The following is a 21315-nucleotide window of genomic DNA, read 5'->3' on the forward strand; positions in this document are numbered from 1 at the left end:
CGGTGGAGGTGATGGGACGCGCCCCGGCGCGTGCGGATACCTCCACCCAGGGTGGTGGGGACTCGGTGGAGGTGATCGAGCTCAGCCGGTGAGGTCCTTGAGCAGGTTCCGGGAGATCACCAGCCGCTGGATCTGGTTGGTCCCCTCGAAGATCTGGGTCACCTTGGCCTCGCGGAAGTAGCGCTCCACCGGGAAGTCGGCCGTGTACCCGGCGCCGCCGAGCACCTGGATGGCGTCGGTGGTCACCCGCATCGCGGCGTCGGTGGCGATGAGCTTCGCCACCGCCGCCTGGGTGGAGAAGGCGCGGCCGGCGTCGCGCAGCCGGGCCGCGTGCAGGTAGGTGGCCCGCGCCGAGGTCACCGCCGCCTCCATGTCGGCGAGCATGAAGGCCAGGCCCTGGTGCTGGGCGATCGGCCGGCCGAACTGCTCCCGCTCGGCGGCGTACCGGGCGGAGACGTCGAGCGCGGCCTGGGCCAGCCCGGTCGCCGCCGCGGCGATGCCGAGCCGACCGGCGTCCAGCCCGGCGAGCGCCATGCCGATCCCACGGCCCTCCTGCCCGACGAGCCGGTCGCCGGAGACCGGCACGTCGTCGTAGATGACCTCCCGCACGGTGTCGCCGTGCAGGCCCATCTTCTTCTCCGGGGCGGCGAAGGAGAGCCCGGGGGCGTCCGCCGGGACGACGAAGCAGCTGGCCCGGTCGTCGCCGGTCTTGGCGAAGGTGGTGTAGAAGTTGGCGTGCCCGGCGTGGCTGATCCACGCCTTGCGTCCGCGGATGCGCCAGTCGTCGCCGTCCGCGGTGGCCCGGGTGGTCATCGCGCCGATGTCGCTGCCGGCCAGCGGCTCGGAGAGCGCGTAGGCGCCCAGCTGCTCGCCGGAGAGCATGCCGGGCAGCAGCGCCGCCTGCTGCTCCGGGGTGCCGAAGGTGTGCACCGCGTAGCAGGTGAGCGAGTGCACCGAGACGCCGACCGCCACCGACATCCACGCGGAGGCGATCTCTTCGACCACCTGCAGGTAGACCTCGTAGGGCTGGTCACCGCCGCCGTGCTCCTCCGGGAAGGGCAGCGACAGCAGCCCTGCGGCGCCGAGCTCGGCGAAGACCTCCCGCGGGAAGTGCTCTCCCGCTGCGGCGGCCGCCTCGGTCTCGTCGACCGCAGGTCGCAGCGACCGGTCGCAGATCGTGCGGGTGAGCTCGATGAGGTCGTCACCGATCTCGGTGGGCATCAGCCTCGTTGCTGGCATGTCCCGACGATATCGCTGCCTGCGAGGGGTGTGATGCCATGGTCGGGTGACCCCGCACCGTCGCCGCCCCGCCAGGACTCGTCCCCGCCTCGTCACCGGCGTCGCCGCCGCGAGCGCGCTCGCGCTGCTCGCCGGGTGCTCCGCCGGCGACGAGGGCAGCGGCGCCAGCAGCGGCTCCGGGAGCTCCTCCGGGACGACGTCGTCCGGCGCCTCCAGCGCGAGCCCGAGCAGCCCGGTCGCGACCACCGACATCGGTGACGCCCCCGAGCCGCTCGTCGAGGCGGTGGCCCGCCGCTACGGCGGCGAGGACGTCGAGGGCAGCACCCACCTCGGCCGCTGGCGCGGCCAGCGGGTCGCCGTGGTCACCGCCGAGCAGGACGTCACCCTGGCGATCGAGTCGACCACCCGGCGGAGCTGGAAGGTGGTCGGCGGCTGGTGGCCCAGCCTCGGCGAGACCGAGGGGGCCGAGGACCTCGGGGGGCGCCGGCACGTCCTCGTCCTGGGCAGCGACGCCCGGGAGGGCCAGGACCCGACGCGCACCCGGGCCGACGCCATCCAGCTGCTCGGGCTCGACGGCGACGGGGGCGCCGGGCTGATGGGCTTCGCCCGCGACCTGTGGGTGCCGATCCCGGGTCACGGCACCGGCAAGCTCAACTCGGCGCTCACCCTCGGCGGCCCGGACGCCGAGGTCGGCGCGGTCGAGGACGTCTCCGGGATTGATGTCGACGGTTACGTGCTCACCGGCTTCGAGGGGTTCGAGAGCATCGTCGACGAGCTGGGAGGGCTCTCCTTCGTCGCCCCCTTCGACATGGACAGCGACCTGGCCGGCGGGAAGATCAGCGCCGGCCGGCACACCCTCGACGGCGGCGAGGCGCTCGCCTGGGCGCGCGAGCGCAAGTCCCTGCCCGGTGGCGACCTCGACCGCTCCGGCAACCAGGGGCTGCTGCTCGCCGCCGCCGCGGTGCAGGCCCGGGCCGAGGGCCCGGCCCGGCTGCCGCGGGCGTTGAGCATCCTCGACGAGCACACCGAGTCCGACCTCAGCGCCGAGGAGATGCTGCTCTTCTCGGCGAGCTTCTACCGGGTCAGCCCGACCCGGGTGGGCCGGGAGGTGGCCGGCGGGTCGCCGGCCACCCGATCCGGGCAGTCGGTGATCTTGCTCGACGACGACGCCCGCTCGGGCTTCGCCGACTTCCGGGACGGGCGGATCGGCGGCTGACCCCCCGCGCCCGGTCCGGTCAGCCGCCTCGTGCGATCAGCCGCCGAGCGGTGTGATCTCCGGCCGCTTGGCGTCCCGCAGGTCGCCGGAGGAGATCCCCTTGACCCGCCGCTGCACCCACGGACCGGCGTAGGTGCGTGCCCAGGCGGCCCCCTTCGCCGCCCGCTCCCGCGCCGGCAGCGGCGGGGCCGGGTCGAGCCGGTCGCGCCAGCCGTCACCGGTGGACTGCCCGAGCGCGTGCAGGGCCGCCTGCGCGACCCGGTGGTGGCCCTCGGTGGAGAGGTGGATCCGGTCCTCGCCCCACATCCGCCAGTCCCGCACCGACTCCAGGCCCCACAGGTCGAGCACGTGCGCCGCGTGCCGCTGGGCGATGGAGAAGACGTTGGCGCTGTGGATCGCGTGCCGCCCGAGCAACCCGCGGAAGAGGCCTGCCTCGGCGGGGTTGCTCGGGGTGGCCATGAGCACGTCGGCGCCGGCCGCACGCGCCCGGGCCACCGCGCTCTCCAGGGTGGCCGCCAGCCGGTCGAGGTCCACCCGCGGGCGCAGGATGTCGTTGCCGCCGCCGACGATCGAGACGAGGTCGGGGCCCATCGCCAGCGCCTCGTCGAGCTGGCGCCCGACGACGTCGTCGACCTTGCGGCCGCGGATGGCCAGGTTGGCGTAGCCGAAGGGGGCCTCGGTCCGCTCGGCGAGCTCGGCGGCGAGCAGGTCGGCCCAGCCGCGGTAGGCGTCGGGCCGCGCCGGGTCGGGGTCGACCATGCCCTCGGTGAAGGAGTCGCCGACGGCGACGTAGCGGGTCCAGGGGTGGGTGGTGCGGCCGGTCACGGCAGCCTCCAGTCGATCGGGTCGGCGCCCTGCCTCACGAGCAGGTCGTTGGTGCGGCTGAAGGGGCGGGAGCCGAAGAAGCCGCCCCGGACGGACAGCGGCGAGGGGTGCGCGGACTCGATCCGCGGCACCTCGCCGAGCAGCGGCGCGAGGTTGCGGGCGTTGCGGCCCCAGAGGATCGCGACCAGCGGCCCGCCGCGCGCAGCCAGCACCTCGATGGCCCGCTGGGTGACCTGCTCCCAGCCCTTGCCCTGGTGCGAGTTGGGTCGGCCCGGGCCGACGGTGAGCGAGCGGTTGAGCAGCATGACGCCCTGCTCGGCCCACGGGGTGAGGTCGCCGCTGCTCGGCGGGTCGGCGCCGAGGTCGTCGACCAGCTCGGCGTAGATGTTGATGAGGCTCTTCGGCAGCGGCCGCACGTCCGGGGCCACGGCGAAGGAGAGCCCGATCGGGTGCCCGGGGGTGGGGTAGGGGTCCTGCCCGACGACGAGGACCCGCACCTCGGGAAGCGGGACGGTGAAGGCCCGCAGGATGTGCTCCCCGGCCGGGAGGTAGCCGCGGCCGGCGGCGACCTCCTCCCGCAGGAAGTCGCCGAGCCCGGAGATCGTCTCCTCCACCGGGGCCAGGGCCTGCGCCCAGGTCGGGTGGACGAGGTCGGCGAGGGGACGTGCAGGCACGACCGCCAACCTACCGGCGCCCTAGAGTGCCCTCGTGCACAGCCATCGTGACCCCACCCTGCACGACCTCGGCCGCTCGGTCCTGCGCTACGCCGACGAGCGGCTGCGGCTGGACCCGGTGCCGCTGGACCGGCCGATGACCCCGGAGGAGCTGCAGCAGCGGGCCGGGCGGACGATCACCCCCGACGGGATCGGCGGCGACCGGGCGATGGACGTCTTCACCGAGGTGCTCGCCCCGGCCTGCCTGAGCATCGACCACCCGCGATACCTCGCCTTCATCCCCTGCGCCCCGACCAACGAGGCGACGATGTTCGACCTCGTCGTCGCGGCCAGCTCGATCTACGGCGGCTCCTGGCTCGAGGGCTCCGGCGCGGTGCACGCCGAGAACGAGACGCTGCGCTGGATCGCCGACCTGGCCGGGCTGCCCGAGCAGGCCGGCGGCGTCTTCACCCCCGGCGGGACCATCGGCAACCTCTCCGCCCTGGTGGCCGCCCGTTGGTCGGCCCGGCGCGAGGCGGCCCGTCGCGGCGACGGCAGCCGGCCCTACCGGGTCGCCGCGAGCGCCGGGGCGCACTCCTCGATCGCCTCCGCGTGCGAGGTGATGGACGCCGAGCTGGTGCCGGTCCCGCTCGACGAGAGCTGGCGGCTGACCGGGGAGAACCTGCGCGCGGTGCTCGCCGAGCACGGCCCGGAGAGCTTCGTCGCCGTGGTCGCCACCGCCGGCACGACGAACTTCGGCATCGTCGACGACCTGGACTCCATCGCCGAGGTCTGCGCCGAGCACGGCATCTGGCTGCACGTCGACGCCGCCTACGGCGGGGCCGGGCTGGCCGCCCCCTCGATCCGGGAGCGCTACGTCGGCATCGAGCGCTGCGACTCCTTCATCGTCGACCCGCACAAGTGGCTCTTCGCGCCCTTCGACTGCTGCGCGCTGCTCTATCGCGACCCCACGGTGGCCCGGGCCGCGCACACCCAGCGGGCCGGCTACCTCGACGTGCTCACCGAGGCCGCCGACTGGAACCCGGCCGACTACTCGGTGGGCCTGACCCGCCGGGCCCGCGGGCTGCCGCTGTGGTTCAGCCTCGCGGTCAACGGCACCGACCGCTACGCCGCCGCCGTCGAGCGGACGCTGGAGGTCGCCGCGGTCGCCGAGGCGGAGATCGCCCGGCGCCCGGAGCTGGAGCTGGTGCACGAGCGGGACCTGACGGTGGTGGTCTTCCGGCGCCTCGGCTGGACGGCCGCCGACTACCACGCCTGGTCGGACCGGTTGCTGGCCGAGGAGCTCGCCTTCGTCGTGCCCACCACCCACGACGGCGAGACGCTGGCCCGCTTCGCCGTCGTCAACCCGGAGACGACGCCGGAGGACATCACGATGATCCTCGACACGATGGCCTGAGGGCGGCCCGACCCCTGACCCACGTGTGACGGATGTGGCTGATGAGGTCGAAGGGGGAGGAGTGTCTCCTGTCCAGCCGCCACGCCGAGAAGGAATGACACTGCTGTCATTCCATGGGTAGGCTGCGGTCACGACGCAGCCCACGCGTCGCTCGAGCCGCCGCACGAAGGGTCCGCCGTGAACCTCGCCAACCAGCCCGCCCGGTCCACGACCGAGCCGCTCAGCGACCGCGACCGCGAGATCCTCGCCTTCGAGCGGCAGTGGTGGAAGTACGCCGGCTCCAAGGAGCAGGCGATCAAGGAGCTCTTCGACATGAGCTCGACGCGCTACTACCAGGTGCTCAACGGTCTCATCAACAACCCCGCCGCCCTCGCCGAGGACCCGATGCTCGTCAAGCGGCTGCGCCGGCTGCGCGACCAGCGCCAGCGCACCCGCTCGGCCCGCCGCCTCGGCTTCGACGGCTGAGCCGAGCCGTGCGCATCGTCCGGGCTGAGGCCGACGATGCCTTCATCGTCGCCGCGCTGCTGCTGCAGCAGGCCCGCGAGGCCGCGGGCGCCCCGGTCCCGGGATACCTCGACCGGGCGGCGACCGCCTGGCTGCAGGCGGGCGCACCCCCGACCTGGTACGCCGAGCACGACGGCGCCCACGCCGGACTGGTCCTCGGCTCGCCGCTGCCGCAGGCGCCGCGACCCGGCATGACCCCGGGGATCGGCCCGTTCTGGATCAGCGAGCTCTTCGTCGTGCCCGACCACCGTCGGCAGGGGGTCGGCACCGCCCTGGTCCGGCACGTCGAGGGATGGGTGCGTGGCCAGGGCGGCACGGCGCTGCGGCTGCACGCCCAGGCCGGCTCCGAGCCCTTCCTGGCGGCCCTCGGGTACGCCCGCAGCGACAGTCTCCGAGAGCGACGCCTGGCCTGATCTGCGCCGACGCTTCGGCGGCTGGTCCGACCGAAAGGTCACGAAAAGGTCACAGCGCGCCTCGGGGCGCAACGCCTGGCGGTCCCACCGCGTCTGTGCTCATGAGGGGAAGCGAAGGGGACGGCGGGTCCGGTGCGCAGGGGGCACCGGACCCGCCTGCTTCGTCTCCCGCCCGGCGGGCGCCGCGCTGCGGCACAGTGGGGTCATGAGCGAGCACGTCACGCCGGACTGGAGCACGCCCGAGGGGCTCGCCGCGATCGCGGCGCACCTGCGGTCCCAGATCGACGGCTACCGGGATCCGGTCGCCTGGTCGCTCGCCCTCAGCCCGGCGACGAGCGACCCGGAGTGGGAGCTGGCGCACGTCAACCGCCCAGGGGGTCGGCACGCGCTCCCGGCGGTCGTGCTGGCCACCGTGCTCGGGCACGACGGCAGCACCGCCACGCTGCCGGTCCGCACCGACCAGCTGGAGGCCGCGATCACCTCGCTCTCGCCGGCCGAGGCGTGCACCAGCCTGGACCACCCCAACCTCGCGGCCTGGCGGGCCGCCGCGCAGGCGCTGGCCGACAACCCCGTCCGGGAGGCGGTGCTGGTCTGGGTCGCCGACCTCGACGACCCGGTGAGCAGCGACGTCGACGGCGAGATGCGGGCCGCGATCGAGGGCCTGCACCCGCGCAGCTGAGGCGCCCTCGCCGTCGGGCGGGACGAGGTGCGTGCCGTGACCGAAGCGTGATGCCCGACCTGCCAACCGGTGCGCCGGCATCGACGTCGTGGGGGGTGACGGAGCGGACGCGCCGCTCCCCGCACGAAGGAGACGACGATGACCACCACCACCCGGACCATCGGCCGTGGAGCCGCCGCGCTGGCCGGCGCGACGATGCTGGCCGCGACCCTCGCCCAGCCCGCGAGCGCCAACGATGACACCGCCCAGAACGCGACCGGCGAGGTGTCGGTCCTCGCGGTCCTCGACGGCAGCCTGGACGGCCAGCTCGGCAACCAGCACCGGCTGACCTACCGCACCGACGCGGAGGGCGTCGCCTGGCCGGCCGGTCTCACCAAGATCCAGTCCTACTACTGCCCCAGCGGAACCGACGCGAAGATCACCCAGCGGTGGACCTCCAGCCGGTGCGTCTCCCGCGGGACGAGCTACCTCGACTTCGACGAGGATGACCACCGGGTCAGCTCGACCATGCGGTCCGCGGTCATCGACGGCACGCTCACCTCGGGCGGGAAGAGCTTCGCGGCCGACCTGACCCTCGTGGCCACGGGCGAGCCCACCGTCACCCAGCGTCCCCCGCTGCAGCAGGTCGACGCCCTCGTCCGCGGCACGATCGACGACGCGCGGGTCCGCGCCGACGCCCGCGAGGCCAGCATCCACCGCTGGGGGAGGTGACCGGAGGGCGAGAAGGGAGGTGGGCTCGCCGAGGCCACCCCCTTCGTGTCGCATACTCGGCCGAAATTGCCCGGGCAGTTGCGCGCCCCGGCGGGATTTGCCCGGGCAGTTGCGCACCTGGCGGGATGTGCCCGGGCAGTTGCGCGCCCCTGGGCGAATTTGCCCGGGCAGTTGCGTGCCCCCGCGCTCGGCCCGTGACCGAACCGTGACCTCGCCGGGGTGAACCCCGGCGCCGCCGGCTCGCGTGAGTGTGGGGGACGGGGTGCAGATGGGCGCCCCGCTGACGGGAGGACACGATCGATGACGATCCGTACGCGCATCACCACCGCAGGAGCGGCGCTGGCCTCGGCCGGGCTGCTCGTCGCCACCCCGACGGCGCAGGCTGCACCCGACGGCACCGACCGCGCCGACGCGCGCACCGAGGGCAACGTCCAGGTCCTCGTGGTGCTCGACGGCAGCCTCGACGGGCAGCTTGGCAACCAGCACCGGCTGTTCTACGACACCGACCCCACGGGGTACGCCTCCCGGGCGCTGTCGATCGAGTCGTACTACTGCCCCAGCGGCACCGGCGCCAAGATCACCCGCTTCTGGACCTCGACCCGGTGCATCGACCGGGGCACGCGCTACCTCGACGCCGACACCGACGACTAGTGGGTGAGCTCGACCGTGCGCTCGGGCAAGGTCGCCGGACGCCTCACCTCGGGATGGAAGAGCTTCGACGCCAACCTGACCCTGCGGGCGACCGAGGAGCCGCAGACCATCGACGGGATCCGGCCGGGGTACAGCCGGCTGAAGTTCGCGCACGGTCGCGTCTACGGAACCGTCGACGACGCCCGGGTGCGGCCCAGCAGCGACAACGGCGAGACCACCGTCCGGCTGCACCGCCACCTGCGCTGAGACCAGGGTCGCCGACCCTGCTGCGGCGGGAGGCCGGGCGCCGTCCTGGGCGCAGGGGCCCAGGGCGAGGTCCCGGCCTCTCTGGCCGTCGCCCCGCCCGGGCCGTGGCGTGCCCGGGCGGGGCGACGGCACTTCCCTGTCCAGCACCTTCCCGCGGCGGCGAGATCGGGCCATGATGAGCGGTGACGGTGACGCACGAGGCTGCTGACCGTCCTGGAGGAGGCGTCATGGTCAGGATGATGGGCAGCAGCCGCGCTGCGCGGCGTGCGACCGGGCTCGTCGCCACGCTCGCCTGGGTGGCGCTCCTCGCGCCGACCGCGTCGGCGAGCCCTGCGACCAGCACCGGGCCCCGGGGTCAGGTGATCGCCGACCACGTCGAGGTCTTCGCGGTGCTCGACGGCCGGCTCGACGACGTCATGGGCAACCAGCACCGGCTGATGCTGCAGACCGACCGCTCCAGCGCGTCCTGGCCGGGGAGCAACGCCCGCATCCTCTCCTACTACTGCACGGCAGGTGCCCGGGTCACGATGAGCTGGACCTCCAGCCGCTGCATCAGCCGGGGCACCTCGTACCTGCGCTACGACGACGGCGACTACCGGGTGAGCCCGACGATGCGGACCGCCGTGGTGGACGGGACGATGGAGGCGGGCCGGGCCCGGATCGCCTTCGATCTCACCCTCGTCGCCCAGGGGTCTCGCACCTCCACCCGCGACGACCAGGGTCGGATCCGCCGGGTCTGGCCGGCCCGGGCGTGGGGTCGGGTGGACGACGCCGCGATCCGCCCGGACGCCCCGGGGAAGCGCAACGCGATGATCGTGCGGGTGGAGCGCGGCTGAGCCGCGGACCCCGTTTGCACTCTCCGGTCGAGAGTGCCAATAATGGGCATTAGCACTCTCATGCTGAGAGTGACAGTCCTGACCGGTCAGGTGAGGGACGCCGCCGCACGGTGACGTGAGCCGCGCGGGAGCGGCCCGTCCGTCGCGGGCACCCCCGGTCGCACCCTTCGATTCGTGTGGAGGAACCACCCGGATGGCCAAGCTCATCGCTTTCGACGAGGAGGCCCGGCGCGGTCTCGAGCGGGGCATGAACACCCTCGCCGACGCCGTCAAGGTCACCCTCGGCCCCAAGGGCCGCAACGTCGTCCTGGAGAAGAAGTGGGGCGCCCCCACGATCACCAACGACGGTGTGTCCATCGCCAAGGAGATCGAGCTCGACGACGCCTACGAGAAGATCGGCGCCGAGCTCGTCAAGGAAGTTGCCAAGAAGACCGACGACGTCGCCGGTGACGGCACGACGACGGCCACCGTGCTCGCCCAGGCGCTGGTTCGCGAGGGCCTGCGCAACGTGGCCGCCGGTGCCAACCCGATGGCCCTGAAGCGGGGCATCGAGAAGGCCACCGCCGCCGTCTCCGACGAGCTGCTCGGGATGGCCAAGGAGATCGAGACCAAGGAGCAGATCGCTGCCACGGCCTCCATCTCCGCCGCCGACAAGGAGATCGGCGCCAAGATCGCCGAGGCCATGGACAAGGTCGGCAAGGAAGGCGTCATCACCGTCGAGGAGTCCAACACCTTCGGCCTCGAGCTTGAGCTCACCGAGGGCATGCGCTTCGACAAGGGGTACATCTCCGGCTACTTCGTCACCGACACCGAGCGCATGGAGACCGTGCTGGAGGACCCCTACGTCCTCATCGCCAACTCCAAGATCGGCAACATCAAGGACCTGCTCCCGCTGCTGGAGAAGGTCATGCAGTCCGGCAAGCCGCTGCTGATCATCTCCGAGGACGTCGAGGGCGAGGCCCTGAGCACCCTCGTGGTCAACAAGATCCGTGGCACCTTCAAGTCGGTCGCCGTCAAGGCGCCGGGTTTCGGTGACCGCCGCAAGGCCATGCTCGCCGACATCGCCATCCTCACCGGTGGTCAGGTCATCTCCGAGGAGGTCGGCCTCAAGCTGGAGAACGCCGACATCGAGCTGCTCGGCAAGGCCCGCAAGGTCGTCGTCACCAAGGACGAGACGACCATCGTCGAGGGCGCCGGCGACGCCGACCAGATCGCCGGTCGGGTCGCCCAGATCAAGGCGGAGATCGAGAACAGCGACTCCGACTACGACCGGGAGAAGCTCCAGGAGCGCCTGGCCAAGCTGGCCGGCGGCGTCGCCGTCATCAAGGCCGGCGCGGCCACCGAGGTCGAGCTCAAGGAGCGCAAGCACCGCATCGAGGACGCGGTGCGCAACGCCAAGGCCGCCGTCGAGGAGGGCATCGTCGCCGGTGGTGGCGTCGCCCTGCTGCAGGCCACGAAGGTCGCCTTCGACAAGCTCTCGCTCACCGGCGACGAGGCCACCGGCGCCAACATCGTGCGCGTCGCGGCCGAGGCCCCGCTCAAGCAGATCGCGGTCAACGCCGGCCTCGAGGGCGGCGTCGTCTCCGAGAAGGTCGCGCACCTGCCCGCCGGCGAGGGGCTCAACGCCGCCACCGGCGAGTACGTCGACATGATCGAGCAGGGCATCATCGACCCGGCCAAGGTCACCCGCAGCGCGCTGCAGAACGCGGCCTCGATCGCCGCGCTCTTCCTCACCACCGAGGCGGTCGTCGCCGACAAGCCGGAGAAGGCCGCCCCGGCCATGCCCGGTGGCGACGAGATGGGTGGCATGGGCTTCTGAGCCCAGACGCCCAGCGTCTCGACCGACAGGCGGCCCTTCCCCACAGGGGGAGGGCCGCCTGTCGTCGTCCTCACAGGCGCCGACGCAGCGGCGTGAGGCTCCCGACGCGTCTGTCATGGTGAGTGGCAGCAACCGGGGGGTTGTTCGTCATCACGATCGGGCCGCGACCGCGGATGCGGCGCGGCCCCGCCCTGGCCCAGACGAACGGGAGTACCCATCACCATGTCCGCACCTGCCGTCCCACGACGCGGTATCACCCGCACCGTCGTCGTCCTCGTCGTCGCCGCGATGCTGCTCATGCTCTCGGGGATCGTCGGTCTCAGCGGTGCCCGGGCGGCCGACTGCACGCCGCGCGCGATCACGGCCGACGAGGTCACTGGCTTCGACGTCTCGGCCACCAACGGCACGGACGAGATCTCGGCGTGGGAGAAGGTACGGGCCTCGCTCGACCTGACTCTCGAGGGCGGCCACTGCGCCGGCGACTCGATCACGGTCACGCTGCCCGCCGAGCTGAACATCTCCAGCTTCCCCGACGGTCAGATCACCGACGCCGACGGCGAGGTCGTGGCCACGACGAGCATCGAGGGCCAGGAGGTGACGATCACCCTCACCGACTATGTCGAGTCCCGGGTGGACGTCACCGCCACCGCGTGGTGGGAGATGCAGATCAACGCCACGATCGAGCCGGGCACGACCCAGGACCTCGTGTGGACCGTCGACGGCGAGACCGTGCGCACCCCGATCCAGGTGGACGAGTGCCCGGGCTGCGGGAACCCGCGGCCGCGACCGGCGAAGTGGGGCCTGCTCCGCGCCGACGGCAGCATCCTCATCCACCTGGAGACCCCGCTGGCCACCCGCGACAACCAGATCATCGAGTTCACCGACACCCTTACCAACGGGGGCCAGCAGATCCGGTGCTCCCGCGCTCCGTGGGGCCAGGCCTTCACCGGCCGCAACCAGGGGGGAGACCTGGAGAACGGGTCGAACCGCGCGGTCCGGATGACCTCCTGCACCGACACCGAGATCTCCGGGCAGATCACCCTGGACGAGGGCGAGCAGGGCCGGGTGTACTTCTACGTCGACGTCGACGACGTCACCGCCGGCCCCTGGCGAGACCGGGCCACGTTCGTCTCCGGCGACCAGACCTGGACGACGACCGCCGAGGTGGTGCGGCGCAGCCAGGGCGGCTCCGGCGACGGTTCCACGACCACGACGGACGACCCCACCACGGACGAGCCGACCACGGACGAGCCGACGACGGACGAGCCGACGACGGACGAGCCGACGACGGACGAGCCGACCTCGGACGAGCCGACCACGGACGAGCCGACCTCGGACGAGCCGACGACGGACGAGCCGACCACGGACGAGCCCACCTCGGACGAGCCGACGACGGACGAGCCCACGACGGACGAGCCGACGACCGACGAGCCGACGACGGACGAGCCCACGACCGACGAGCCGACGACGGAGGGTGCGCCGGTGCCGGTGCCGTCCTTGACCAGCGGCACCCCGGTGCCGGAGGCGGGTGCTCCCCAGGGTGCGGGTTCGCCGCAGGTCCCGGGTGGTGAGGCGCCCACGCCGAGCGTGGTGCGGGACCGATGGTGCGGGTTCGGGCTCGCGCAGCCTGCTGCCCTTCGTGGCGGCCGGGATGCTGCTGGCGGCGGCCGGTGCGCTGGCCCTGCGACCGTTGGCCGCTCGACGGCACTGATCCTGTCGGACCCATCCACGGGCGGCCTTCCCCACCACGGGGAGGGCCGCCCGTGATGCATCTCGCAGCCACGGAGGCAGCGTCCGGGGCCGGCCGTCGCGTCCAGGGTGGTGAGGGCGCGCGGCACCGGGGCACGCACCGGGCCGCCGCCCATCTGGGGGGAGGGGGGTCCTCGCCCGACAGTGCGAAGGAAAGGTATGCCTGCATGACTGAACGAACCGCGCCACGACGAGGAGCCGGCCGTGTCGTCGTCGCCCTGGTCGTCTCTGCCCTGCTGCTGACGATGTCCGGCATCGTCGGCTTGACCAGCGCCAGCGCCGCCGACTGCACCGCCCGCCCGATCACTGCCGACGAGCTCACCGACTTCAGCGTCGAGGCCACCGACGGCTCGGACACCCTCTCCGCGTGGGAGAGCGTGCGCGCCTCGCTCATGCTCGACCTCGAGGACGGGCACTGCGCCGGCGACTCGATCACCGTCTCCATGCCCGAGCAGCTGGGCATCTCCAACTTCCCCGACGGTCAGCTGACCGACGAGGACGGCAACGTCATCGCCACGACGAGCATCGAGGGTCAGGAGGTGACGATCACGCTCACCGACTACGTCGAGACCCACGTCGACGTCTCCGTGGAGGCCTGGTGGCAGCTGCAGATCAACGCCGACCTCGAGCCCGGCACCACCGAGGACCTCATCTGGACCGTGGACGGCGAGACCGTGACCACCCCGGTCGAGGTCGGCCCGTGCCCCAACTGCGACGCGCAGCACACCGACCCGAACAAGTGGGGCACCCCGCGCCCGGACGGCACCATCGTCATCACCATGGAGACGCCGTTGGCCACCCGTGACGACCAGATCTTCGAGTTCACCGACACCCTGACCAACGGTGGCCAGCAGATCCTCTGCGACCGTGGCGCCCGCGCCTACGCCTTCTCCGAGCGCAACCAGTGGGGCGACCCGAGCAACGCCACCGGCACCGCGGTCGACGTCACCGACTGCTCCGCCACGAGCGTCACCGGATCGATCACCCTCGACGAGGGCCAGCAGGCACGCATCAACGTCTGGGTCTCGGTCGACGACCAGAACGCCGGCCCGTGGACCGACTCGGTCACCTTCGTCAGCGGCGGCCAGACCTGGACCGAGACCGCCCGCGTGACCCGGCGCAGCTACGGCGGCGGCGGCAACGGCTCGACCACCCCGACCACGGACGAGCCGACGACGGACGAGCCGACCTCGGACGAGCCGACCTCGGACGAGCCGACCTCGGACGAGCCGACGACGGACGAGCCGACGACGGACGAGCCGACCTCGGACGAGCCGACCACGGACGAGCCGACCTCGGACGAGCCGACGACGGACGAGCCGACCACGGACGAGCCCACCTCGGACGAGCCGACGACGGACGAGCCGACGACGGACGAGCCGACGACCGACGAGCCGACGACGGAGGGTGCGCCGGTGCCGTCCTCGACGAGTGGGTCTCCGGTTCCGGAGGACGGCGCGGCGCCGGCCCCGGGTGGTCCGGGTGCTGAGGCGCCGACCCCGAGCGTGGTGCAGACCGATGGTGCGGGTTCGGGCTCGCGCAGCTTGCTGCCCTTCGCGGCGGCCGGGATGCTGCTGGCGGCGGCCGGTGCGCTGGCCCTGCGACCGCAGGCCGCTCGACGGCACTGACCCGGTCGGACCCATCCACGGGCGGCCCTCCCCAGCACGGGGAGGGCCGCCCGTCGTCGTCGCCACCAGACGTTGCGTGAGGCCGCCCCGCCTGGCACGCCGCGCGTGCCAGACTCCCGACATGTATCCCGGAACCTGGGCCGCCGTCGCCCCGGACAAGCCCGCCCTGATCATGGCCGGCAGCGGTCGCGCCCTGACCTACGCCGAGCTCGACGAGCGCAGCCTGCGGCTGGCCAACCACCTGCGCGGCCTCGGGCTGCAGACCGGGGACGTGGTGGCGCTGCTGTCGGGACAACACCCCCGAGACGTACGAGGTCTACTGGGCGGCGCTGCGCTCCGGGCTCTACATCACCGCGGTCAACCACAACCTCACCGCCGCCGAGGCCTCGTACATCATCGAGGACTGCGACGCCCGCGCGCTGGTCGTCTCCGCCGGGAAGGCCCAGGTCGTCGACGGTCTCGACGTCGCGGTCGAGCACCGCCTCGTCTACGGCGGCCAGATCACCGGCTACGACGACTACGAGGCCGCCATCGAGGCCGCCGGTACCGCGCCCCTGCCCGAGCAGCCGCACGGCGACGACCTGCTCTACTCCAGCGGCACCACCGGCCGCCCGAAGGGGATCAAGCTGCCGCTGCCGGAGATCCAGGTGGACGAGCCGGGCTACCGCTACGTGACGATCTTCGGCGGCCTGTACGGCTTCGACGAGGACACCGTCTACCTCTCCCCGGCGCCGGTCTACCACGCGGCCCCGCTGCGCTTCGGCGGCGTCGTGCACGCGACCGGCGGCACGCTGGTGATGATGGAGCGCTTCGACGCCGAGGGGCTGCTCGGGGCGGTCGAGCGCTACCGGGTCACGCACACCCAGATGGTCCCGACGATGTTCGTGCGGCTGCTCAAGCTCGACGCCCAGGTGCGCGGGGGCTACGACGTGTCCTCGCTGCGCTGCGTCGTGCACGCGGCCGCCCCGTGCCCGGTGGACGTCAAGCGGGCGATGATCGACTGGCTCGGCCCGATCATCCACGAGTACTACGCCTCCACCGAGTCCAACGGCGCGACGATGATCGACAGCGAGCAGTGGCTGGCCCACCCGGGCTCGGTCGGGCTGCCGCTCATCGGGGTCCCGCACGTCTGCGACGAGACCGGGGCGGTGCTGCCGCCGGGCGAGGTCGGCACGCTCTACTTCGAGCGGGAGGAGCTCGACGGGCCCTCCTTCGCCTACCACAAGGACCCGGAGAAGACGGCCAGCACCCAGCACCCCGAGCACCCCAGCTGGACCACCGTCGGAGACCTCGGCTACCTCGACGAGGAGGGCTACCTCTACCTCACCGACCGGGCCGCCTTCATGATCATCTCCGGCGGCGTCAACATCTATCCGCAGGAGATCGAGGACGCCTTCACCCTGCACCCGCAGGTGCTCGACATCGGTGTCGTCGGGATGCCGGACGACGAGATGGGGGAGCGGGTCGTCGCCTTCGTCCAGGTGGCCGAGGGGAGCGAGCCGGGGGAGTCCCTGCGCGAGGAGCTGGTGGCGCACGCCCGCACCCACCTGGCCGGCTACAAGGTGCCCCGGGAGTTCGTCTTCCTCGAGCAGCTGCCGCGCACCCCGACCGGCAAGATGGTCAACCGCGAGCTGCGCACCGCCTACCCCGGGTCCTCCTGACCGAGCCCGTCGGCCGAGCGACATCGACCCGCCGGTCGGCGTCCCGGCACGCCACGCTCGACCGGGATGACGCTCTGTCACGTCCAGGACATGACAGATGTCGTGACCCTGACGCGGTGTCAGGCCCTAGCGTCTGGGTCGACGCCCTCGGCGTCGGACGGTCCGGACCGGGGCTGTCCCGACCCTCGACCAGGGGAGTGCCACCGGTGATCCGGGGGGACAGCCCCACCGACGCGGACACCCCGCCCGGCCTACGTTGCTGGTGCCGCACCACGACAGGAGAACCCTTGCCATGACCCAGCAGCCAGCTGCCAGCACCCACGACCTGAGGAAGGTGTACGGCCGCGGGGACGCGGGCGTCGCCGCCCTCGACGGTGTCGACCTCGAGATCGAGTCGGGCCGCTTCACCGCGATCATGGGGCCCTCGGGCTCCGGGAAGTCCACCCTGATGCACTGCCTCGCCGGGCTGGACTCGGTCACCTCCGGGTCCGTGCACATCGGTGACATCGACATCACCCGGCTCAAGGAGAAGGAGCTGACGAAGCTGCGCCGCGACCGGGTCGGGTTCGTCTTCCAGGCCTTCAACCTCATCCCGACCCTGTCCGCCCAGGAGAACATCCTGCTGCCCCTGGCCATCGCCGGCCGCAGCGCCGACCCGGAGTGGTTCGACCTGGTCATCGACACGGTCGGGCTGCGGGAGCGGCTGAAGCACCGCCCCAGCGAGCTCTCCGGCGGCCAGCAGCAGCGGGTCGCCTGCGCCCGTGCCCTGGTCAGCCAGCCGGACATCATCTTCGCCGACGAGCCCACCGGCAACCTCGACTCCACCTCGGGCGCCGAGGTGCTGGGCTTCCTGCGGCGCAGCGTCGACGACTTCGACCAGACCATCGTCATGGTCACCCACGACCCGGTGGCCGCCAGCCACACCGACCGGGTGCTCTTCCTCGCCGACGGACAGATCCGCGACGAGCTGCACCAGCCGGACCGGGAGACGGTGCTCGAGCGGCTCGTCGGGCTGACCGCCCAGCCCCAGCCCACCGGGACGGCGTGACATGCTGCGGGCCACCTTCACCAGCCTCATGGCGCGCAAGATGCGCCTGCTCATGTCGGCGACCGCGATCATCCTCGGGACCGCCTTCGTCGCCGGCTCGCTGATCTTCACCGACACCCTCGGCAAGACCTTCGACGGCATCATGGAGGGCTCCGTCGGCGACGTCGTCGTCCAGGAGGCGGGCTCCTCGGGCTCGGTCGAGGACATGGACGTCGCCGCCACCTCGACCATCGACCCGGCCCTGGTCGACGAGCTGGCCGCCCTGCCCGGTGCCGAGCAGGCCGACGGCAACGTCGACGCCGTCGGCGTCTTCGTCGTCGGGGAGGACGGCAACGTCGTCGGCGGCCAGGGTGCCCCGGCGCTGGCCTTCAACTGGACCGACGCGCCGAACCAGCTCGGCAACCAGGTCCTGAGCCTCACCTCCGGCCGGCAGCCCGAAGGGGACGGCGAGGTGGTCATCGACGACCAGACCGCCGAGCGCGCCGGCTACCAGCTCGGCGACGAGGTCCCCTTCGTCAGCTCCGGCAGCACCCCGGAGTTCACCGCCGAGCTCGTCGGCACGGTCGAGTTCGGCGACGGCGGTCTCGCCGGCGCCTCGATCTCGGTCTTCGACACGCCCACCGCGCAGGAGCTCTTCCTCGACGGCGAGGACGTCTACACCTCGGTGTGGGTGACCACCGCCGAGGGGACCAGCCAGCAGGAGCTGGCCGACGCGGCCGCTGGCCTCGTGCCCGAAGGCTTCGAGGCCCGCGCCGGCGAGGACGTCGCCGGGGAGACGCAGGAGGCGACCGAGGAGTCGCTCTCCTTCATCACCACCTTCCTGCTCGTCTTCGCCGGCATCGCCCTCTTCGTCGGCTCCTTCCTCATCATCAACACCTTCAGCATCCTCGTCGCCCAGCGCGGCCGGGAGCTGGCGCTGCTGCGCGCGATCGGCGCCAGCCGCCGACAGGTGACCCGCTCCGTGCTCATCGAGTCCCTCGTCGTCGGCCTCGTCGGGGCCACCGTGGGTCTGCTCGTCGGGATCCTGCTGGCACAGGGGATCAAGGCGCTCTTCGCCCAGATCGGCCTGGACATGTCCGGCAGCTCCCTGGTCATCGCGCCGCGCACCGTGGTCGCCGCCTACCTCGTCGGGATCATCGTGACCATGCTGGCCGCGTGGATCCCCGCGCGGCGGGCCGGTCGGGTGCCGCCGGTGGCGGCGATGCGGGACGAGGTGGAGGTCTCCAGCCGCGGTCCCCGGGTCCGCCTGGTGCTGGAGGTGGGGGTGCTGCTCGCCGGCATCGCCGCCTTCCTCGTCGGCCTCTTCGTCGTCGACACCCGGCAGGTCTGGTGGATCGGGGCGGGCGTCGTCGGCATCGTCCTCGGTGCCTCCTTCCTCGCTGCGATCGTCGGTCGGCCGGTGATCAGCGGCCTGGGAGCGATCTACCGCCGTCTCTTCGGCACGGTCGGCACGATGGCCGAGCAGAACACGACGCGCAGCCCCGGCCGGACCGCGGCCACCGCCTCCGCCCTGATGATCGGGATGACCCTGGTGGCTCTCATGGGGGTGGTCAGCCAGAGCACCAAGGCGAGCGTGGACAAGCAGATCGCCGAGTCCTTCCGCGCCGACTACGTGCTCTCCAACGCCGTCGGCCAGCCGTTCTCACCGGCGATCACCGAGCGCGCCGCCGAGGTCGAGGGGGTCGCCGAGGTCTCGCCCGAGCGCTACCTCGGCGCCGAGATCGACGACGCCGAGAGCTACGGCGCGGCCGTGGACCCCTCGACGTACGGCGAGATCCAGGGCATCGAGATGACCGAGGGGAGCTTCACCGACCTGACCGACGGCGGGGTGCTGCTCAGCGAGGACCAGCGTGCCGGTCGCGAGGTCGGTGACACGGTGGCGGTGAGCCTCGGCGGCCCGGCGCGGCAGCTCGAGGTGGCCGGCTTCTACGACGCCGACCAGGCCACCGGGTGGCCCTTCTACCTCAGCCTCGACGGGGCGACCGCCCTCGGTGCTCCCGAGGCGGACAACTCCGCCTACGTCGTGCTGGCGGAGGGCGTCGACCAGGCGGCCGTCGCCGACCGGCTGGGCGCGCTCATCGAGGAGCAGCCGCTGGTGACGCTCAAGGACCAGCAGTCCTACGCCGACGAGCAGCGCGGCTTCATCGACCAGCTGCTCTACATCATCTACGCGCTGCTCGGGCTGGCGATCATCATCGCCATCCTCGGCATCGTCAACACCCTGGGCCTGTCGGTCATCGAGCGCACCCGGGAGATCGGCCTGCTGCGTGCGGTCGGGCTCTCCCGCCGCCAGCTGCGGCGGATGATCCGGCTGGAGTCGGTGACGATCGCGCTGCTCGGGGCCGTGCTCGGGATCGTCATCGGCGTGGTCGCGGGCGTGGCGATCCAGCGGGCCCTGGTCGAGGACGGGATCACCGAGCTGGCGATCCCGTGGGGCCAGCTCGTGGCCTTCGTCGTCGCCGCCGGCCTCGTCGGGGTGCTGGCGGCGCTGCTGCCGGCCCGTCGGGCGGCGAGGATGGATGTGCTGGAGGCGATCTCGAGCGAGTAGCCGCTCTCCGTGCTGCGGGCGCCCGTCACCGACCCTCAGGTGACGAGCGCCCGCAGCAGCCCGCCGGCGTGGCTGAAGAAGCGGGCCACGTTGGCCACCGCCTCGGGGGTGTCCGGCACCGAGCAGGTGACGTGCAGGTCCTCGTCGGTGCGGTTGACCCAGACGTTGACGTCGTCGTCGTAGCCGGATCCGGTGAGGCCGTAGAAGTCCCGCTCCACCCACGTCTCGTTGCCGGGGATCTTCCGGCCGTCGAGGTAGGAGACGATCGGCGGGCGACGGTCGCCCTGCAGGTCCAGCCCGAGGGTGCTGCCCAGGAGCTGGACGACCCGCACGACGGGCACCTGGGCGGCGACCTTGGCGTCGGCGAAGACCTGGCGCACCCGCAGCGCGGTGCCGAGCAGGTCGTCGTCGCGGCGGACCTTGACGTGGATCGGGATGAGGTTGACCAGCCAGCCGGAGGCGAGCATGAGCTCCGGGGTGTCCCGGGTGATCACCGGGTTGAGGAAGCGGTAGGCCCGGGCGCCGGCCAGGTCCCGGGCGGTGAGGGCGAAGGCGGCGTAGACGAGGGCGGCGAGGCCGACCCCTTCGTCCTTGGCCAGCTGCTCCAGGCGGGCGGCCTCCTCGCCGACCAGCAGCACGTGGTGGCCCGGCACCAGCCAGGCCTTCTCGCCGGGGGCCAGCCCCAGCGGCATCGGGAAGGAGCCCAAGGATCCCTTGCCCTTGAGCCCGTACCCCAGCCAGCTGCGCACGGCCGGGTGACGTCGGGAGACCTCGGCGAAGGTGACCCGCTCCGTCGCTGCGTGGTCGACGAAGCTGGTGGTCGGCGGCATCTCCACCGCCTCGCCGGTGCTGCGGCGAGCCTCGTAGCCGGCGGTCAGCTCGTAGAAGGCCACCAGCGCGGAGAAGCCGTCCGAGTAGACGTGGTCCATGCCGACGTAGACGACGGTCCGCTCGGGCTGCTCCACGGCCAGCAGCGCCCAGCCGAGGTCGTCGAAGGGGGTGCACGTCGCGGTGAGCAGCCGGTCCACCGCGGTGTGCGTGTCCGTGGGCTCGACCGCCTCGCCGTGGGGGACCAGCGCGAGGTCGAGGTCGTCGCCGGCGACGGCGTGCCGGGCGTACCCGGTCTCCCGGTCGGGGGCGTCGACGAACCACCCGCGCATGACCTCGTGCCGCAGCGCCCAGTCCCGGACGGCCGCGACCAGCGCCTCCCGGTCCAGCGGGCCGGTGATGGAGAAGGAGATGCACAGCCAGCTGGCGTCGTGCAGCTCGCGGGACTCCATGGCCCGTCGCAGGTCCAGGTGCTGCTGCTGCATGAAGGAGGGGGGCCGCTCGTCGGGCGTCGGCTCGCCGCGGTGGCCAGGGCGGAGCACGAGCAGCTGACCGCCCTGGGTGGGATGGTCGGTGAGGCGCTTCATCTGCACGGGTGGGACCTCTTCGTCGCTCGGGCGTGGACAGGCTCAGACGTGGGCAGG

General features: G+C 72.5%; 19 protein-coding genes and 1 pseudogene. 16 read left to right on the forward strand and 4 right to left on the reverse strand.

Annotated features, from left to right (window positions below; genetic code table 11):
- Positions 1-81 precede the first annotated feature (81 nt).
- Positions 82-1239: an acyl-CoA dehydrogenase family protein gene (locus BJY28_RS07250; protein WP_179462417.1), complete on the reverse strand. Its 1158-nt coding sequence runs from the start codon at positions 1237-1239 to the stop codon at positions 82-84.
- Positions 1240-1285: 46 nt separating this feature from the next.
- Here BJY28_RS07250 and BJY28_RS16820 point away from each other — a divergent pair, with 46 nt between their 5' ends.
- Positions 1286-2455: an LCP family glycopolymer transferase gene (locus tag BJY28_RS16820; protein ID WP_179462418.1), complete on the forward strand. Its 1170-nt coding sequence runs from the start codon at positions 1286-1288 to the stop codon at positions 2453-2455.
- Positions 2456-2491: 36 nt separating this feature from the next.
- Here BJY28_RS16820 and BJY28_RS07260 read toward each other — a convergent pair whose 3' ends face one another.
- Both BJY28_RS07260 and BJY28_RS07265 read right to left on the reverse strand, forming a co-directional pair.
- Entirely contained in the window at positions 2492-3280 is a 789-nt protein-coding gene (locus tag BJY28_RS07260) for an SGNH/GDSL hydrolase family protein (protein WP_343037006.1), read from the reverse strand.
- The gene (locus tag BJY28_RS07265; RefSeq protein ID WP_179462419.1) at positions 3277-3954 is read right to left on the reverse strand and encodes a uracil-DNA glycosylase; all 678 of its coding nucleotides are present in this window, start codon (positions 3952-3954) and stop codon (positions 3277-3279) included. Before BJY28_RS07265 ends, BJY28_RS07260 begins: the two co-directional genes overlap by 4 nt.
- A 34-nt stretch (positions 3955-3988) precedes the next feature.
- Here BJY28_RS07265 and BJY28_RS07270 point away from each other — a divergent pair, with 34 nt between their 5' ends.
- The 15 genes and pseudogenes from BJY28_RS07270 to BJY28_RS07335 all read left to right on the forward strand — a co-directional run bounded on the left by BJY28_RS07270 (position 3989) and on the right by BJY28_RS07335 (position 19843).
- The gene (locus BJY28_RS07270) at positions 3989-5350 is read left to right on the forward strand and encodes a pyridoxal phosphate-dependent decarboxylase family protein (protein ID WP_343037007.1); all 1362 of its coding nucleotides are present in this window, start codon (positions 3989-3991) and stop codon (positions 5348-5350) included.
- 177 nt (positions 5351-5527) lie between these two features.
- Positions 5528-5815, forward strand: coding sequence for a DUF3263 domain-containing protein (locus tag BJY28_RS07275; RefSeq protein ID WP_179462420.1), 288 nt, complete (start codon positions 5528-5530; stop codon positions 5813-5815).
- A gap of 8 nt (positions 5816-5823) precedes the next feature.
- Positions 5824-6267: a GNAT family N-acetyltransferase gene (locus BJY28_RS07280; RefSeq protein ID WP_179462421.1), complete on the forward strand. Its 444-nt coding sequence runs from the start codon at positions 5824-5826 to the stop codon at positions 6265-6267.
- A 205-nt stretch (positions 6268-6472) separates the two neighbouring features.
- Positions 6473-6946 carry a hypothetical protein gene (locus tag BJY28_RS07285; protein WP_179462422.1) on the forward strand — a complete coding sequence of 158 codons (474 nt, stop codon included), beginning with the start codon at positions 6473-6475 and terminating at the stop codon, positions 6944-6946.
- Between the two features lie 138 nt (positions 6947-7084).
- Positions 7085-7657 (forward strand): hypothetical protein, encoded by a 573-nt coding sequence (locus BJY28_RS07290; RefSeq protein WP_179462423.1) that lies wholly within the window; start codon positions 7085-7087, stop codon positions 7655-7657.
- Positions 7658-7957: 300 nt separating this feature from the next.
- Positions 7958-8308 carry a hypothetical protein gene (locus BJY28_RS07295; RefSeq protein WP_179462424.1) on the forward strand — a complete coding sequence of 117 codons (351 nt, stop codon included), beginning with the start codon at positions 7958-7960 and terminating at the stop codon, positions 8306-8308.
- A 3-nt stretch (positions 8309-8311) separates the two neighbouring features.
- Positions 8312-8554, forward strand: coding sequence for a hypothetical protein (locus tag BJY28_RS07300; protein ID WP_179462425.1), 243 nt, complete (start codon positions 8312-8314; stop codon positions 8552-8554).
- Positions 8555-8781: 227 nt separating this feature from the next.
- Positions 8782-9390 carry a cupin domain-containing protein gene (locus BJY28_RS07305; RefSeq protein WP_179462426.1) on the forward strand — a complete coding sequence of 203 codons (609 nt, stop codon included), beginning with the start codon at positions 8782-8784 and terminating at the stop codon, positions 9388-9390.
- 193 nt (positions 9391-9583) lie between these two features.
- Positions 9584-11209 carry a chaperonin GroEL gene (groL, locus tag BJY28_RS07310; RefSeq protein WP_179462427.1) on the forward strand — a complete coding sequence of 542 codons (1626 nt, stop codon included), beginning with the start codon at positions 9584-9586 and terminating at the stop codon, positions 11207-11209.
- A 222-nt stretch (positions 11210-11431) separates the two neighbouring features.
- On the forward strand, positions 11432-12976 hold the full coding sequence (locus BJY28_RS07315) for an Ig-like domain-containing protein (RefSeq protein ID WP_179462428.1): 1545 nt from the start codon (positions 11432-11434) through the stop codon (positions 12974-12976).
- A gap of 149 nt (positions 12977-13125) precedes the next feature.
- Positions 13126-14586, forward strand: a complete 1461-nt coding sequence (locus BJY28_RS07320) for an Ig-like domain-containing protein (protein WP_179462429.1) — start codon at positions 13126-13128, stop codon at positions 14584-14586.
- Positions 14587-14758: 172 nt separating this feature from the next.
- Positions 14759-14812: pseudogene (locus BJY28_RS16825) on the forward strand (hypothetical protein); the annotation flags it as partial.
- A 121-nt stretch (positions 14813-14933) separates the two neighbouring features.
- Positions 14934-16247, forward strand: a complete 1314-nt coding sequence (locus BJY28_RS07325) for an AMP-binding protein (RefSeq protein ID WP_425485720.1) — start codon at positions 14934-14936, stop codon at positions 16245-16247.
- A 292-nt stretch (positions 16248-16539) separates the two neighbouring features.
- Positions 16540-17295, forward strand: coding sequence for an ABC transporter ATP-binding protein (locus tag BJY28_RS07330; RefSeq protein ID WP_179462430.1), 756 nt, complete (start codon positions 16540-16542; stop codon positions 17293-17295).
- Position 17296: 1 nt separating this feature from the next.
- Positions 17297-19843 carry an ABC transporter permease gene (locus BJY28_RS07335; protein WP_179462431.1) on the forward strand — a complete coding sequence of 849 codons (2547 nt, stop codon included), beginning with the start codon at positions 17297-17299 and terminating at the stop codon, positions 19841-19843.
- A gap of 35 nt (positions 19844-19878) precedes the next feature.
- On the opposite strand, the gene BJY28_RS07340 is transcribed toward BJY28_RS07335, so the two are convergent.
- Positions 19879-21258 (reverse strand): condensation domain-containing protein, encoded by a 1380-nt coding sequence (locus tag BJY28_RS07340; RefSeq protein ID WP_246313665.1) that lies wholly within the window; start codon positions 21256-21258, stop codon positions 19879-19881.
- Positions 21259-21315: the final 57 nt, after the last annotated feature.

This window comes from Janibacter alkaliphilus, assembly GCF_013408565.1.
GTDB classification, from domain to species: Bacteria; Actinomycetota; Actinomycetes; order Actinomycetales; family Dermatophilaceae; genus Janibacter; species Janibacter alkaliphilus.